General features: G+C 61.4%; 15 protein-coding genes. 11 read left to right on the top strand and 4 right to left on the bottom strand.

Features of this window, described 5'->3' with window-relative positions:
* From WA702_RS19640 to WA702_RS19625, 4 genes are all read left to right on the top strand, one after another.
* On the top strand, window positions 1–111 hold a 111-nt coding region (locus WA702_RS19640; protein WP_425112202.1), incomplete at its 5' end, for an ATP-binding protein.
* A 1,257-nt stretch (window positions 112–1,368) separates the two neighbouring features.
* Window positions 1,369–2,508: a sensor histidine kinase gene (locus WA702_RS19635; RefSeq protein WP_425112201.1), complete on the top strand. Its 1,140-nt coding sequence runs from the start codon at window positions 1,369–1,371 to the stop codon at window positions 2,506–2,508.
* 117 nt (window positions 2,509–2,625) lie between these two features.
* The gene (locus WA702_RS19630; protein WP_425112200.1) at window positions 2,626–2,829 is read left to right on the top strand and encodes a DUF2934 domain-containing protein; all 204 of its coding nucleotides are present in this window, start codon (window positions 2,626–2,628) and stop codon (window positions 2,827–2,829) included.
* Between the two features lie 127 nt (window positions 2,830–2,956).
* Window positions 2,957–3,688, top strand: a complete 732-nt coding sequence (locus WA702_RS19625; protein WP_425112199.1) for a PRC-barrel domain-containing protein — start codon at window positions 2,957–2,959, stop codon at window positions 3,686–3,688.
* A 600-nt stretch (window positions 3,689–4,288) separates the two neighbouring features.
* Here the strand turns inward: WA702_RS19625 and WA702_RS19620 are convergent.
* Window positions 4,289–5,416, bottom strand: coding sequence for a FecR domain-containing protein (locus WA702_RS19620; RefSeq protein WP_425112198.1), 1,128 nt, complete (start codon window positions 5,414–5,416; stop codon window positions 4,289–4,291).
* A 390-nt stretch (window positions 5,417–5,806) separates the two neighbouring features.
* Between WA702_RS19620 and WA702_RS19615 the strand changes: the two genes are divergently transcribed.
* Window positions 5,807–7,516 (top strand): ShlB/FhaC/HecB family hemolysin secretion/activation protein, encoded by a 1,710-nt coding sequence (locus WA702_RS19615; protein ID WP_425112197.1) that lies wholly within the window; start codon window positions 5,807–5,809, stop codon window positions 7,514–7,516.
* A 368-nt stretch (window positions 7,517–7,884) separates the two neighbouring features.
* Here WA702_RS19615 and WA702_RS19610 read toward each other — a convergent pair whose 3' ends face one another.
* Genes WA702_RS19610 through WA702_RS19600 form a run of 3 tightly spaced genes read right to left on the bottom strand, consistent with a single transcriptional unit; the run spans window position 7,885 to window position 10,366 of the window.
* Window positions 7,885–8,625 (bottom strand): hypothetical protein, encoded by a 741-nt coding sequence (locus WA702_RS19610; RefSeq protein WP_425112196.1) that lies wholly within the window; start codon window positions 8,623–8,625, stop codon window positions 7,885–7,887.
* A gap of 21 nt (window positions 8,626–8,646) precedes the next feature.
* A complete protein-coding gene (locus WA702_RS19605) occupies window positions 8,647–9,420 on the bottom strand; it encodes a hypothetical protein (protein ID WP_425112195.1) in 774 nt (257 codons plus the stop codon).
* Window positions 9,421–9,460: 40 nt separating this feature from the next.
* Window positions 9,461–10,366 (bottom strand): MurR/RpiR family transcriptional regulator, encoded by a 906-nt coding sequence (locus WA702_RS19600; RefSeq protein WP_425112194.1) that lies wholly within the window; start codon window positions 10,364–10,366, stop codon window positions 9,461–9,463.
* A 100-nt stretch (window positions 10,367–10,466) separates the two neighbouring features.
* Between WA702_RS19600 and WA702_RS19595 the strand changes: the two genes are divergently transcribed.
* From WA702_RS19595 to WA702_RS19570, 6 genes are all read left to right on the top strand, one after another.
* A complete protein-coding gene (locus tag WA702_RS19595; RefSeq protein WP_425112193.1) occupies window positions 10,467–11,237 on the top strand; it encodes a hypothetical protein in 771 nt (256 codons plus the stop codon).
* Window positions 11,234–11,440 carry a hypothetical protein gene (locus tag WA702_RS19590; protein WP_425112192.1) on the top strand — a complete coding sequence of 69 codons (207 nt, stop codon included), beginning with the start codon at window positions 11,234–11,236 and terminating at the stop codon, window positions 11,438–11,440. The genes WA702_RS19595 and WA702_RS19590 overlap by 4 nt, the downstream gene beginning before the upstream one ends.
* 63 nt (window positions 11,441–11,503) lie before the next feature.
* Entirely contained in the window at window positions 11,504–12,214 is a 711-nt protein-coding gene (locus WA702_RS19585) for a hypothetical protein (RefSeq protein ID WP_425112191.1), read from the top strand.
* A gap of 1,320 nt (window positions 12,215–13,534) precedes the next feature.
* On the top strand, window positions 13,535–13,825 hold the full coding sequence (locus tag WA702_RS19580) for a hypothetical protein (RefSeq protein ID WP_425112190.1): 291 nt from the start codon (window positions 13,535–13,537) through the stop codon (window positions 13,823–13,825).
* A gap of 156 nt (window positions 13,826–13,981) precedes the next feature.
* Window positions 13,982–14,197 carry a hypothetical protein gene (locus tag WA702_RS19575; protein ID WP_425112189.1) on the top strand — a complete coding sequence of 72 codons (216 nt, stop codon included), beginning with the start codon at window positions 13,982–13,984 and terminating at the stop codon, window positions 14,195–14,197.
* Window positions 14,198–14,211: 14 nt separating this feature from the next.
* On the top strand, window positions 14,212–14,455 hold a 244-nt coding region (locus tag WA702_RS19570), incomplete at its 3' end, for an ATP-binding protein (protein ID WP_425112188.1).

Here is a 14,455-nt window from a genome sequence, read left to right as displayed (position 1 = left end):
GACCCCACCTACGCGGACGCCGTCCTCGACCGCCTGGTCCATAACGCCCACCGGATCGATCTCAACGGCGAGAGCCTGCGACGGACCCGCAAGCCCGGCCGAAAGGCCTGAGCCAGTGGCGCCGCGGACATGCCGCTTCGCTTGGACAACGCGAAGGGCGTTGCCCACATGCCCACAGCAGAAACAGCAAACGAAGAAGACCTTCGAGCCGCGATTCAAGATTGACCACGCGGCTTCGCCGATGCCAGAAACAGACAGCCAGAACGCCTCCCGCCCCGGGCGACATCAAATCGGAACGGTGGGCGAGATCATCTCGGAATCCTGGGCGAGATCAAATCGGTACACCTGGGCGAGATCGTCGGAATCGGCAACCAAGGTGCAGATAAATCGCAGGTTGAACGACCTCGTTCACCGCGCACTTTCCCGGACGCGCGAACGGCGGCCAGAAGCACACCATGGGGCGACAACAAGACGTGAGGTGTTGGAATCGGCGCCAACGGCGCAGCACCTCCGCCGTCGACCGTACAAGCGCGAGTCGATCGTTGCCCGACTCACCAACGTATTCGGACGGCGAATGCATCTGCCAACATCGTCAGCACCGCCGGCGACTGAAGAAGCTTGAGCAGCGGCGGCGCCAGCAGCGGCACAACCAATTCGGAAAGCGCAGCTCGATCATGGTAGCGTCGCGCTCTCGGCATTCCGCGACCAACGACATTTTAGCTACGGGGGCGCGCAGGCTGCGGTCAGGGACACCCCGAGCGCAGGTCGCGGGCCACAGAGAAGCACCAAGTCGGTACAATGCCTCCTCCCGTGCCAAGCTCGCCAGCCTCGCCAAGTTTTTCCATCGCACAACGTCTACCGTCTCAAGCATTCGCGAGCGGCCACCTCGCCAAATCCGCTCCGCCAAGGACCTTGTCTGCTCTGAAAGGTGAACTGCGAACAGATGCATAAAATAACTTATAAGTTGCAACAAAGGAACCATTTCTAATTATGGTTGTTGTCTTGATGTTCCCGGAGTCAGGGAGCGACAGGAGCATTAATGCTAAATTTCTTCGGGGCTGTCGTCCTCTCTGCAGTACTGGTGGCCACCGTCCTGGCTTTCCCCGGGTCCGTCCTTACCGTGGAAGCGCGTGAAACTACCGCCTTGGCCAAGGGGGACAGCCTCCGGGCAGCAATGTGCTCCACTCAGGTCTGGCCAAACTTTACCTCGTCTTGCTTGCGCAGCCAGGAATCCGGCTCGCCAGTGCTCCAGGTCCGTCTCGTATCCAGCGACCGCTGAAAGCCTTCTAGCTACCACATTCCGATGCGGATGCGCAGGTGACACTGCGGCCATGCCGCGGCCTGATCTGCTTTCCATTTGGAGGACCGATGACCATAGTCCCGACAAAAGTCCCCAACGTTCTGGTTGTCGAAGACGAGATGATTTTGCGTATGCGCGCGGTAGACATCGTCGAGGATGCCGGTTTTCGCCCGGTTGAGGCCGTCAATGCCGATCAGGCTATTTCCATCCTGGAAGCTCGCTCTGACATATCTTTGCTGCTCACTGACATTCAGATGCCGGGGAGTATAGACGGCCTGAAGCTTGCGCATGCGGTGCACGAGCGATGGCCGACCATCAAGATCATTCTTGTCTCCGGTGAGGTGAAGCCGTCAGACACGGACACGCCCGAGGACAGCAGGTTCTTTGGCAAGCCGCTCCACGTGGAACAAATGATCGCCGAACTCCAGGGCATGGTGGGGTTGGGCGCCTTGAAGATCGTCCCTACCGCCAGCTCGGTACCAGAAGCTGTGTCGGCAATGTCGGCCGACAATGAGAGCCTCCGTCTTTTACTCGACCAGGCCGCCCTGGACGCCACGGCATTGCTGGCCCAAGCAGGGGTTGAGGCAAAGGAGCGTGAGGCGGCCGATAAATTGCAAAAGCTCATCATTGGAGAGCTGCATCATCGCATCAAGAACTCGCTCGCAACGGTAAGCGCGATCGCATCCCAGAGCTTTCGGACGGCGATCAGTATCGAGCAGGGACAAAAGGCGATGGAGACCCGGCTTACCGCGTTGGGCCGTGCCCACGACCTCCTGATGCAGGTAAGCTGGTCGAGCGCCAGTCTTACCCATACGTTCAGCAGCGCCACCGAGCCATACGACGGTCATGGCGCGAGGCGATTCCACTTCAATGGGCCGGACATCAAAATAACCGCCGGCGCCGTCATTGCGCTGGCGATGACCTTCAACGAATTGTGTACGAATACTACGAAGTTTGGTGCGCTCTCGGTATCGGCGGGACATGTCGAAGTAGCGTGGACCGTAGATCCGCAGAACGGACGGCTACTTCTCGTCTGGACCGAACGAGGAGGGCCGGTGGTGCAGCCTCCGGCGCGCCGAAGCTTCGGAACGCGCATGATGGAGTCTCTGGGTCAACAGTTGCACGGACAAGTGCAGCTCACTTACGAGCCATCCGGATTTATCTACACACTGGATGTGCCGCTCAGTTCAGTCAGTGCCGCTGTATAAGCCTTTTTTTCTTCACCGGCCCAATTTCAATGGCGCTCAAAGCAGTGCCGCTTCTCATCCGCCAAATGAGCTCGTTGCGCCGTCATCGAACGCAGCAGAAGCAAAGGTGCAAGCTACATGTCCAAGGAACCAAAAATTAAAGAACAGAACGGGGCCGACGCCCTGGTACAGCGCATTCGGGAGCGAGCCCACCATCTGTGGGAGCTTGAGGGGCGACAGGAAGGAAGAACCGAAGAATACTGGCATCGTGCGGTTCAGCAAATTCAGTCTGATACGCAGTCGGCCTATCCGCCGTCGCAGTCGCGTAGCAATCGGTCCTGAGTGCGCGAACCAACTTTCATGCCGATATGTTGCCGATGCGAACTCCAATACCGTCTGTCGCTTGTAGATCTCCAGGTAAGACGCGAACATCTTCCGGACTCCCTGGCCTCTCCCTTGGAAAAGACCTATGATCATCCCTAAGACCATCGTCCTAGCCGCTGCCATCGGACTGGTTGGTATAACGTCAGCACGGGCAGAGTGCGAGATCGCCGACGCGAAACTGGAAGAAGCGGTTCAACAAAACCCGCGCTTTCGCGGTCCTGCCAACAACCAGTATGTGCGGGATCTTCGCAGTCTCCGAGATGCGGCGATGACGCTTCGGTCGTATGGACGGCATGAGGATTGTGAGCGACTCCTCGCCAATATACGCGAACTGATCGCTGGCCCTCCGATGGGGTCGCTGGGCGACAACGACGAAGAAGAGGCAGACAAACAAATCGCCGCTCGCGAACCGAAGATCAAGCGCGGAGCTGTCGTTGGCAATCGCAGCAAAAGAGACGCGAAACCACTGTTAAGGATCGATGAGCTTGCCCCGGGCCTGAGGACTGATGAGATGGTGGGCGCGGAGGTCCGCAGTTCCGACGACAAGATCGTGGGCGAAGTCAGGAACATCGTCTTCGGGACGAAAGATGGTCGCGATTACGCGGTGGTGGCCTCAGGGGGATTTTTCACAACCGGGAAGGACAGTATCGTCGTTCCAATCCGGTCTCTGATGGTTTCGCAAGACCGGGCAAGCTTCTATCTTCCGATCACCAAAGACGTCATGAAGACCGTGCCCCTCATGCCAGATCAGGACTACAAGTGGCTGTCCGACCAAAAGTGGCGCACCGAAAACGACGCCTTGTTCAAAACCCGCTAGAGTCTTCTGACGCCCGCGGGCGCCCGCAGCGCTAAGATGTACCCTGCACCGCCGATAGATGTCCTCGGACTGCCATGCCCGGCGGCATGAACCGAGTGTAGCTTGCAGTCGAAGACAGGCGCGTCAAAGTTCTGCTCACTTGCTGCTGCACAACTGCCTAGATGAATTGAGAACATTCCCACATCGCAGCGACTGCGATGAATGCTTGATGTCGAGCGGTTTTGAGTATGTCCGTCCCATGCGATCCGGGCCTTTGCAATGTCCCCGGTGTCGTATGAGTATCTGAGTGACGGGACAATTTCCTGCGCTACGAAAGCATCCGTCGGCAGGTTGAAGCGGACCGTATTCTTAAGGAGGGATACCGCTTGATTGCGGGCCGTTAGAGGACGAGCGATCCTACTCGAAGAAAAACTGCGCCGTCGCGGAAGGCCGCTTCGGCCATCGTCTGGCCGCACCGGACGGAACGTCGGTCCCGGCTACGCGAGCCGGTACCCGTCCCCGATCGATTGATGGCTGCCGCCGCTGCGCGTCAGTTGAAGCGTTGGTCGTTCGCCGTGCAGATGCGGACCAGCGAACTCTCAGATCGCGAGACCTCGGCAATCAATGATGGCTGTTCCCTTTTCCGTTTCCATTGCCATTGCCATTTCCGTTGCCGTTTCCATTGCCATGGCCATAGGCGTTGCCATTGCCATGCGTTTTCTCTGCCAGAATGCTCAGGTATTGCTCCAAGGCGCTTGCTTCATTGCCGTTACCGTTGCCATAGGCATTCCCCTTTCCATGCCCCTTATCGTTGCCATTGCCATTTCCGGCGGTGCCGGCGCCGGCGGTTCCAGCATTACTGCTGCTGTCCGGGCTGCTGCTGGCGAGGTTTGCGGAGACATTTGCAGAGCCGATCGCCGTTGCGACAGCAGCGTTGATCGCCGCCCCGCTGCTGCTGTCCGGACCGGCGGTGCTGCCGTTGCTGCTGGCGGTGCCCGCAACAGTGTTGTTGTTGCTCCAGATCGTGGTCTTGTGCGAGCCGTTGCGGGCGTTCTGTACGACAGCGCCGTGAGCGAGGCCGTGGGTGGCGCTGTCGACGTTGAGTTTCACTTCGCCGAGCGCCGAAGAGATGTGCACGCCGTGAGGCCTCGGCATCGTGGCCGCGCCCTGTCGCTGGAAGGCCGGCTTCCCGGCCGTCGGGTTGGCCGGCGCGGTGTTCACCGGACCGACCACGTGCACGGCGCTCGCCTTCGCCTCACGCGGCGCATGTAGTCCGCCCTTCGGCACAGGCACGCGCTGGATGGTCGGTGTGTGCGGCTGTCCGTGTTCGATCGGAGCGAAGGTGCCGGAGCCGCTGAGATGAAGACCCAACCTGCCATTTGCGAAGCTGGTTGCGGACTGTCCCGGCGTGATCTGCGCGATCTGGCCGGATTTGAAGTCGGATACCTCCACCTGGCCGCGGTTGACATCCACCTTGGTGCTGCCGGCTCCGACGGTGACGCGGAACTGCGTGCCTTTCACCACTGCGGCGAGATAGGGGGTCTCGACCTCGAAATGCTTGACGTTGCGGCGCTCGACGTCGAGCAGGATCGAGCCGGCGCGCTGCAGGAGGGTGGTTCCCATGCCGTCCTGCGCTTCGGTCGGCAGGCCGATCACCGAGTTCGGTGCGATCAGCATGGTTTCCGCGCCACGCGTCAGCAGCACGCGACCGGTGCGGCCGGTGCGGATGGTGTCGCCGGGCTTGAGCATATTGTCGCTGCCGAGTGCGACCTGCTGGGCGCCTGTGGTCGTGACCCAGACCTCACCGGACGACTTGCTGACGGACCAGGGTTCGCCGTCGGCCGCCCATGCCACCGAACTGGCGAGCAGGGCAACGGCGGCAATGGCAAATCTCTTGAGCTGATAAGTTCCGGACATGGCAGCGCTCGCGATGGTTGTTCATTCCGCAAACTAACGGGAATGTTTCAACAGTCCGTTGCGCGCTGGCTCGCGAGTTCGATCGTTCGACCGGTGTTAACCTTCCGTTTACCATAGATTTCTACAACTCACAGGCGGTCTCCGCCGTCCGGACAATCGTCGCGGTTCCCTTGAGCAAGAAGAGGCCTGTTGATGGCGCGGAATGGCACATGCATCCCTCGCATGGCAACTTTTGCCTTCAGTGCGGTCGCAGCCTTACCCTTAGCTGTCGCGCCGGCGCGGTCCGAGCAGGCTGCGCAACCCGTTTTCGATACGCGGCAGACCGAAAAATATTTCGACGATTTGCAGACGCAGCGCGATCCGGCACGGCCGCCAAGCGTGCCGCGCGTCTCGGCCGCTCCAAAAATCGCCCCCGCCGGCAAGCCGCTATTTGTGCTGCGCTCGGTGATGCTGACGGGGGCAACGACCTTGAGCAAGGCGGAACTCGCCGCGGTCTATCAGCCCTTCCTCGGCAAGCCGGTCTCGCAGGCTGACCTGGCGGCCATCGCGAGCGCCATCAGCGATCGCTACCGCTCCGCCGGCTACCATCTCAGCCGCGCCATCGTACCGCAGCAGGACATCGCGAACGGGCAAGTCCGGATTCAGGTGATAGAAGGTCGTATTACGGAGGTCAGCCTGAAGGGCGAGGGCGCCGAGCAGTTCGGCATTCGCCCGATGCTCGATCCCGTGCTCGCCGAGCAGCCGTCGCGGTTTGCGACCTTGGAGCGGCAGCTCCTGCTGATCAACAATCGGGCCGGTGTGCGGATCGCCGATTCCGCGATCGAGGAGATCGGCGGCAGCACCGGCCATTTCCGCCTCGTCCTGCAAATGCAGGTCTGGCACGTCTATGGATTCGCCGGGGTCGACAATCTCGGCTCGTCGACCGTCGGCCCATGGCAGAGCTACGCCACTGCGGCGTTCAATTCCTATCTCAGGCCCGGCGACACGCTGGCAGTCAATCTGTCCACCACGCCCGGCGACGTGCGCGAACTCAGCTTCGTGCGCATGTCCTATGACACGCCGATTGGAACTGACGGCGCGCGCGTCGGCGGCTCGGCGCTGTACAGCGAGGTGCGGCCGGGAGATTTCAGGCGAGACTACAACGACAATACGGTGACGGAAGGCTTCGAGCTGCACGGCAGCATCGCGCCGATCCAGACCCAGCATGCCTCGCTGGTGCTGACGATCGCCGCGGGCTTCCTCAACGCCACCGAGCGCAGCACGTTTGGCACGCTGTATCAGGATCACGTCCGCACGCTGTCGCTGACATCGGACTATCACTGGGACGACCGGCTGGCCGGCGACAATTATCTGACGGTGTCCCTCCGGCAAGGGCTCGATATCTTGGGCGCCGGATCACCCGATGGTCTTTCCTCGCGCGATGATGCGTCGCCGAACTTCTCGGTGCTCAACGCCTCGTTCACACGCTACCAGAGCCTGCTGGCCGGTTGGTCTATCAAGTTGGCCGGCGCGGCGCAGTTCGCTTCCGGCCCGCTGTTCACGTCGCAACAATTCTATCTCGGCGGCTTCGCGTTCGGCCGCGGCTATGGCAGCGCCGACGTCAGCGGCGACAATGGCGTCGCCGGTACCTTCGAGCTGCGCTACGATCACGCCGCGAACTGGGCCTATCTGACCGGCTACCAGCTCTACGGCTTCGTCGACGCGGGCCTGGCCTGGAACGACGGCTACCGTCCTTGGGACGGCGTTGCGCTGACCTCTGCCGGCGCCGGCGTGCGCTTCAACTTCGTCAACGATCTGCGTGCCGACCTGTCGGTCGCGGTTCCGCTGTCCTATCGCGCGCCTGATAACGACACGCGCGATGCCCGGTTCCTGCTTTCGCTGTCCAGCGCGCTCAAGCTCTGCCCGCAACGCGGGCAGGGACCCTGCCTGTAACATTTCGCGCGGCTGTTACTTGGCCGCCGCATTGTGCGGGTGGAAGCCAACGGTCTCCTATGAGATCCAAGTTGATCGCAAGCGCGGCAAGAGCAGCGCGGAAATCTGCCGGTTTGACCTGTCGTGCGCAGGACCGCCGCGGGGCGCGCCCCCTCGGCTGCCGCTGGCGGCGCGGCCGCGTGGCAGGCCGCCCGCCCCCGCCAGCGCCAAGCCGCACGCTGTCCTCAGGCTGGCACTCTTGCTTGATCTTACCCGATTGTCAGCCACCGGCTCCGCAACGTTTCCGTCAGCGCTGCTTTTGACCGCCCGACGAGCTCATGCATGCTGCCCGCGCCAGAACGCGGCTAAATGCGAGACACGGGTGATAGTCAAGGGACTAAAATCGCGCTTTCGGATCTCGGTCGTTCTTTCCATATGACCAGCAGGCCAACGAACAGAATCCCCGTGACCAGGGAGCTTAGGGACAAGCCAAGCATTTCTCGGCTTGCAAGATAATCGCCGACCGACGTTCCCGCCGCCCTTATGGCGACCACCGTCCCCCAGTAAAGCGGCAGCAGGAGGAGCCGTCGCTTTTGTCCGGCGACGAACAAGAGCCCCACAATAGGGCAAAGCAGCAGCGCCGCGCCGAGGTCGCCCAGCCTCAGATTGTGCGAGCAATAATCTCCGATCTCGGTGCCGAGCGTGCCTGCGAGGAACATGCAGATCCAGTAGCCGAGATCGGCACACAACACTTTGTCCGCCTTGCTCGCCCGTTGCCACCACCAGAATCGCCAACTCAGCCCCACGGCGCCGGCCAGCAGGATGGCCAGTGTTACCATGACCCATAGGCGCGGCATCTTCATATCGCCGGCGGCGAAGTCTGCGAAATTCGTAGCTGCGGTGCGAACGATAATGACGGCGCACCAGTAATAAAACGGATGCCGCAGACCGTCGAAGCGTTCGGCCATCATCACGACGGCAAGCGCAAGAGCGAGAAACGGCAAGCCGGCCACGTGGCCGAGACCAAGATTGTGGGCAAAGAAGTCGCCCATATTGGCGCCGAAGATGCTGGCGATGCAAAGTGCAGTCCAATAGCGCGGACCCAGTGCGGGGAGATGGATCGACTTCATAAGGCTTTCCTTTTCGTCCGCTCAGGCGCTGGTCGCATTGGGCTTGTCGGGATGGGTGCCAGCACGCTGGGGCAGCAGTGCCACGCATGCGATGATGAGGATCGCGAGGATAACTGATGCGTAGTAGCGGCTGAAGGCGAGCCCGCCGTTGGCAAGCGGCTTGTCGAGCAGGTCACCCAGGGTTGCGCCTAGCGGCCGGGTCAGAATGAAGGCGCCCCAGAACAATAGGGTGCGCGATAAGGAAGTGAAGAAATAAGCGGCGGCGATCAGGGCCAGCCCCGCCCCGAACACCACCGCGCCGCCCTCGTAGCCGAGGCCGTTGGTGTCGGCCATCCAGTCTCCGAGCGCTGTGCCGAGCGTCTGCGAGAACAGGATCGCGACCCAATAGAAGGTCTCGGTCTTGGGCGTGGTGACGGTGTTGACCGAGATCGATCCGGCCGACCAATACCAGACTGCAAGCGAGGCCAGCAGCAGTGCGAAAAGCAATGAGGCGCCGCCGGGATAGCCGATGCCGAGCGAGCGGTCGGCGAAGTCGGCCATGGTGGTGCCGGCCGTGGTGGTGGCGACGACCACAAACCAGTACAGGAATGGATGGAATTTGCGGGCCACGATCTGGGCGACGACGGCGGCCGCGAAGATGCCGATGAATATCGCGCTGCCGACCGCGTATCCGAGGTTCATGGACATCGACACGGCGTCGCCTCCGGTCTCACCGAGCGTCGTCGCCAAAACTTTGATGATCCAGAAGATCAGCGTGACCTCCGGAACCTTGCTGCGCTGGACGTCCTGATTCACGTCAGATCCTTTCCCTTAGAATGTTCGCCGCCTGCTTTGATCAGGCATTTTTCGCTTTGCCCGGGATTTCGGTGACCCGCCGCAGGCGGTTGAGCTTATCGAGTGATGCCACGGCCGCGTCGGGCTTGGCGGCCGCAAGCGACAGCACCATGGCTTCGAGGCCGACAAACGTGGCGCCGTGCAGCGCGACCTGTTCCGGTCGCCCCCGGGGTATCGCGACCGCGATATCGGCGAGCTTCGCCAAAGGCGTGCCCTCGGCCTCCGTCACCAGCACGGTCGGAAGTCCCAATTCCTTTGCCTCGGCGAATACCGCCCTGACCTCCCTGTAAAGGCGGCCATAGGCCAGGATCAGCAGCACGTCGCCTCGCCGCAGGTCCAGCAACTGATCGGCAAGCATCGAGCCCGTCGCATTGAGGGTTTGGCAGGCCCGGCCGCACCGCCTCAGTGAGGTCGCGACATAACCGGCCAGCGCCGCCGACGGCCCGATGGCGAACACGACGACTCGTTTCGCGGCGTCCAGACAGTGAATCGCCGCCGCGATCTGCGCACGGCACTTTTCGGATTTGAGGACCGCGAGACCTTCGTCGTGGGCCTTCAGCACACTGGCCATTGCGCGACCAGTCGATTGCTCCAGATCGGCCAGGGTGCGCAGCATCTGGTCCGCTGGGGTCGAAGTCTGGTCGCCTGATTTCAGGATGGCCTGCTTGAGGTCGGCCAGGCCGGCAAACCCCATAGCCTGGATGGTTCGCAGCACCGTGGCGTCCGAGGTACCGATATAGCCGCCGAGTGCGGCGGCCGAACTTGCCAGCACGGTCTGGCGATTTTCGTCGATGAACTTGGCGACCCGCCGCCCAGCTGCGCCAAGCTGTTCATTGGTCTGGCGCAGTAGGCTATCCAAATCGTTGTCTAAACCCGCTGCGACAACACCTGACATGGCGACTCCCAACCAATGGATTGCACGTAGCAAGATCTACATAGACACACGATTGTGTAGTGTATACTACATCAAACGGTCCCTCCGGACAACCCAAGTCGGCGTGACATCGATGTTCAGCAGCTGGATGCACCTCGGCCCATCGGCTCTCGCCGGCTTTCTCGCGTCGTCGGTGGAGTGCGTCGAGGCTCTGACGGTCATTCTCGCGGTCGGCACTATCAGTACCGCGAGCGCTGCCGCGGTCCCGCTTAGTGCCCCGCGCCAGCCACGGGTTGCTCGTCTGTCTGTTCGGCAGGGCGCTGGAACAGATTTCACCGCCGATACTGCAGATATTTGTCGACGGCTTGCTGTTGATTTTCGGAATACGTTGGCTGAAGAAATCGATTCTGCGTTTCGCCGGCATCATTCCCTTCACGACGAAGCCGCAACCTTCGCGGCGGAGCAGCGCCGGTTGGGATCGGCATCTGCCGGATCTGGTTACGACCTCCTGGCGCTTACGACTGCGTTTCAAATCACCATGCTCGAAGGCGCCGAGGTCGTCTTCATTGTGCTGGGCATCAGCGTTGGAGGCCCCGAGTTGACGAAAGCCGCCATCATCAGCGCGATCGCGGCGCTGTTGGTCGCTTCGGCGATCGGTGTCATGGTGCATCGGCCACTGGCCAATGTTCCGGAAAATCTCTTGAAATTCATTGTCGGCATCCTGTTGACCGCCTTCGGCGCCTTCTGGTTCGGCGAAGGCGCAGGCATTGCATGGCCCGGTCAGGAAGCATCGCTCGTCGCCCTGACGCTGGGCTTTTTTGTTGTGGCAATCGCGACGATCCGGCTATGCCGGAAGACGCGCCATAAGGACTTCGACGCCGTCGCGCCGGGGATCGGGCGATGAAACAAGTGGCCGCTGTCCTCGCCTTGATCTGGTCGCTGTTTGTCGATGATGGCTTGTTCGTTGCACTCATGTTAGGATGGTTGGCGCTGATCTATCTGCTCGCGCTCACAGATTGCGAATCTGATTGGCGTGGTGCGCTGTTCTTTGGCGGCCTCGGCCTGATCCTGATGCACGGCGCTTGGCGCAAGTCCCGGAGTGCCTAGGCCGTGAAAGCGCACTCCGCTGGCATTCCTCGTTTACTGCGTGCGCAACCCTGGAAAACAGCGGTGTTTTTGCTGACCTTGATGAGCGGGCGGACATTTGCCGGTCCGCCCTATGTTTCCGACGATCCCGAGCCGACCGATTACAAGCATTTCGAGATTTACACGTTCAACAACGGCACCAACACACGCGGCGGAACAGCCGGCGAGACCGGAATCGACTTTAACTACGGCGCCGCGCCCGACCTGCAGCTCACCGCGACGCTGCCAGGCGCCTTCAACCAGCCCACCGGCGGCGGCTTTAACCTTGGACCGGGCAATGTCGAACTCGCAGCGAAATATCGATTCCTGCACCAGGATTCGTTTGGGCTCGACGTCAGCTTTTTTCCTCGAGTGTTCCTGCCCAGCGGCTCCAATCTCACTGGCGACAACCGCGCCTCGTTGCTGTTGCCGATGTGGGTGCAAAAGGATTGGAACGGAGGTTGGTCGGCATTCGGCGGCGGCGGATGCACCGTTACGAACGGGCGGGGCCTGGATTTCTGCCAGGCCGGCGCAGTGGTGACCTATCAGCTTCTGCCGAAGCTTCAGATCGGTGCCGAACTCTTTCATCAGACCTCCGACGCGATTGGCACGCCGGCGAGTTCGAGCGTCGGCGTGGGCTTCCGCTACGATCTCAACGATACCTATCATCTGCTCGGTTACGTCAGGCGCGGCATCGAGAATGCCGATCAAACGGACCGCTATGCTTGGTACGCGTCCATCCTATTCACGTTCTGACACCTTGACCGTCGACGGTCGGCACCCGACGAGTGGCCGCAAGATCGATGGCTTGATGGCCGCGATATGCGGCTCGAAGCCTGTCGCATCAAGACGCTGGAGCAGCGCGGCGAATACCCCGATACGATGCCGCCGGCGATCGAGGTGACCGACGCGCAGGCGTGAAGGCCCTAGATGTGCCGTTCACGCGACGGCGCCGTCGTCCGCAGCGCCGGCATCCTGGACGCGCTGAAGCGTTGCCCAATGGACCGATAAGCGAGTGGCTTAGACCTTGGATTAAAAAGCGGGTAAAGGCGATCAGCGTCTGCAGGCGCGGCTCGATGTCGTTCAGGTAGATCTCCGTCTTCAGAAACGCGATCTCTTCGTCCACCGCGGTCTCGACCAAATCGATGTACCAGGACCTGGGCCGGCCATCGCTTCCGTCGGTCCAGCGGCAGCCCGCGTCGTTTCAGACGCTCCTGGAGCTCGAACGGCGACCGGTCGGCCCACACGCGCACCGTTGGCTTTGCGGGCGGTTTCCAGGAGGAGAGCGAGCGCGGGCGCCGGTTGTCGGCAGCTGGTATGCGAGATTTTCCAGCGTCGAAATTGCCGGTCGAGCTTTGTGAGCACCGCTGTGTACCACCCCCTCGGTTTCGCGGGTAGACAACGTCGGCCAATGTCGAGGGGCTTGAAGTGAACTGGCCAAGGATTCATGTTTGCACACTGATTGCCGGAACCGCCAGGTAACTGGGCGGCGCTTAATCCTTCTCGTGCCTGCGCATCGTCAGCATGCCGGCCATCGAGTCCACATTGATCCGATGAGTGGCTGGGTGATGGCACACAAGGCGCAACTCGCCGATGCCGCCCTTCCGGTTATCTACATGACGGGAGCGGTAGCCGACGAATGGCGGTGCAAGGGGTGCCTGGCAGCGTCCTTTTCTGCAGGAGCCGCTCGCATCGGCGCAACTCATAACCGCAATTTCCCAGCTCGTGAACGTCACTTCCCCGCCATCGTCCGAGGCAGCCGCGGCAGCCGGCTCAGCAGCTCTAAATGGAACCAAGCTGGAGTGGAAGCGCTTACGGTCTGCCATGGGAGACGATGAATGCTTGACGAAGAGGCTCGCGCAAGGAAAAAAGCATGGACGAGCGCCGGCGGCGCTGCCGCCATCCATGCGCTGATCAGGGACGATTGTGCGGTGCTGGCGCGTTTTCCGGCTCCGACCGCCCCGGGCATCGTGCTGCCTGAGAACACCGCCTTTCGGCGCGCCATCGCGGCTCAAGAGCGCAGCGCGCGTCTACACGACCGTTTCGGCGGTGGATAGCCGGAAGCGGCGGTTCGAGGTGCGGCATCTTGGACACCTGCCTGTCTACGTCACGTCCAGTCTGGACGAGATGTCGATCTGGCGAGAATGGGTCGAGTGGCTGCTTCAGCAATTCGCCTTCGGGTTACCGACTCTCAGCTTCGTTCTCTGGCTCGAATACCTGGCGTTGCGCCGGACAAATCAATTCTATGCGGAGGTCCACAGGCGCGAACGCGCCGAAGCCGCAGTTCGCCAGTCGCAGAAGCTGGAAGCCGTTGGCCAGCTCACCGGCGGTTCGCCCACGACTTCAACAACCTTCTTTCGATCGTGATAGGAAATCTAGAGGCCATCGTTCGCCGGACGCCCGAAGAAGACAAGACGCATCGACAGGCACGGAACCCCTGAGCGGCGCGGAACGCGCCGCGCAACTGGTCAGAAAGCTGCTCTCCTTTTCACGTCGGCAGCCTCTGGCACCGAGCCGATCGACGTGAACCAGGTGATGATTCAGGTCGCCGGCCTTCTGGCCAGATCGCTCGGCGAGAAGGTCAAGATCGACGTCTTCCGTGCTCCTAATCTCTGGATTACCGACGTCGATCCCGTCGAACTCGAAGCGTTCATCATCAACCTAGCAGTCAATGCTCGGGACGCGATGCCGGACGGAGGACGGCTGACGATCGATGCCCGCAACGGCGTGCTCGACTAGCAGGAAGTGCCGGAGTGGACAACCTGTCGCCCGGCGAGTACGTCCTGGTGTCGGTAAGCGACCAGGGAACCGGGATGCCGCCCGAGATACTCGAACACGTTGTCGAGCCGTTCTTCACAACCAAGGCTCCAGGCGCAGGGACAGGCCTAGGACTCAGTCAGGTCTACGGCTTTGCTCGGCAATCGTCAGGGCACGTGACCATCCGAAGCGAGCCCGCGAGGGGCACAACGGTCAACCTATATCTGCCCCGATCGAAAG

The sequence above is a fragment of the Bradyrhizobium sp. genome (assembly GCF_049798375.1).
Taxonomy (GTDB): Bacteria; Pseudomonadota; Alphaproteobacteria; order Rhizobiales; family Xanthobacteraceae; genus Bradyrhizobium.
Note: the sequence above shows the minus strand (reverse complement) of the source record. Positions and strands in the feature narration are given on the sequence as shown.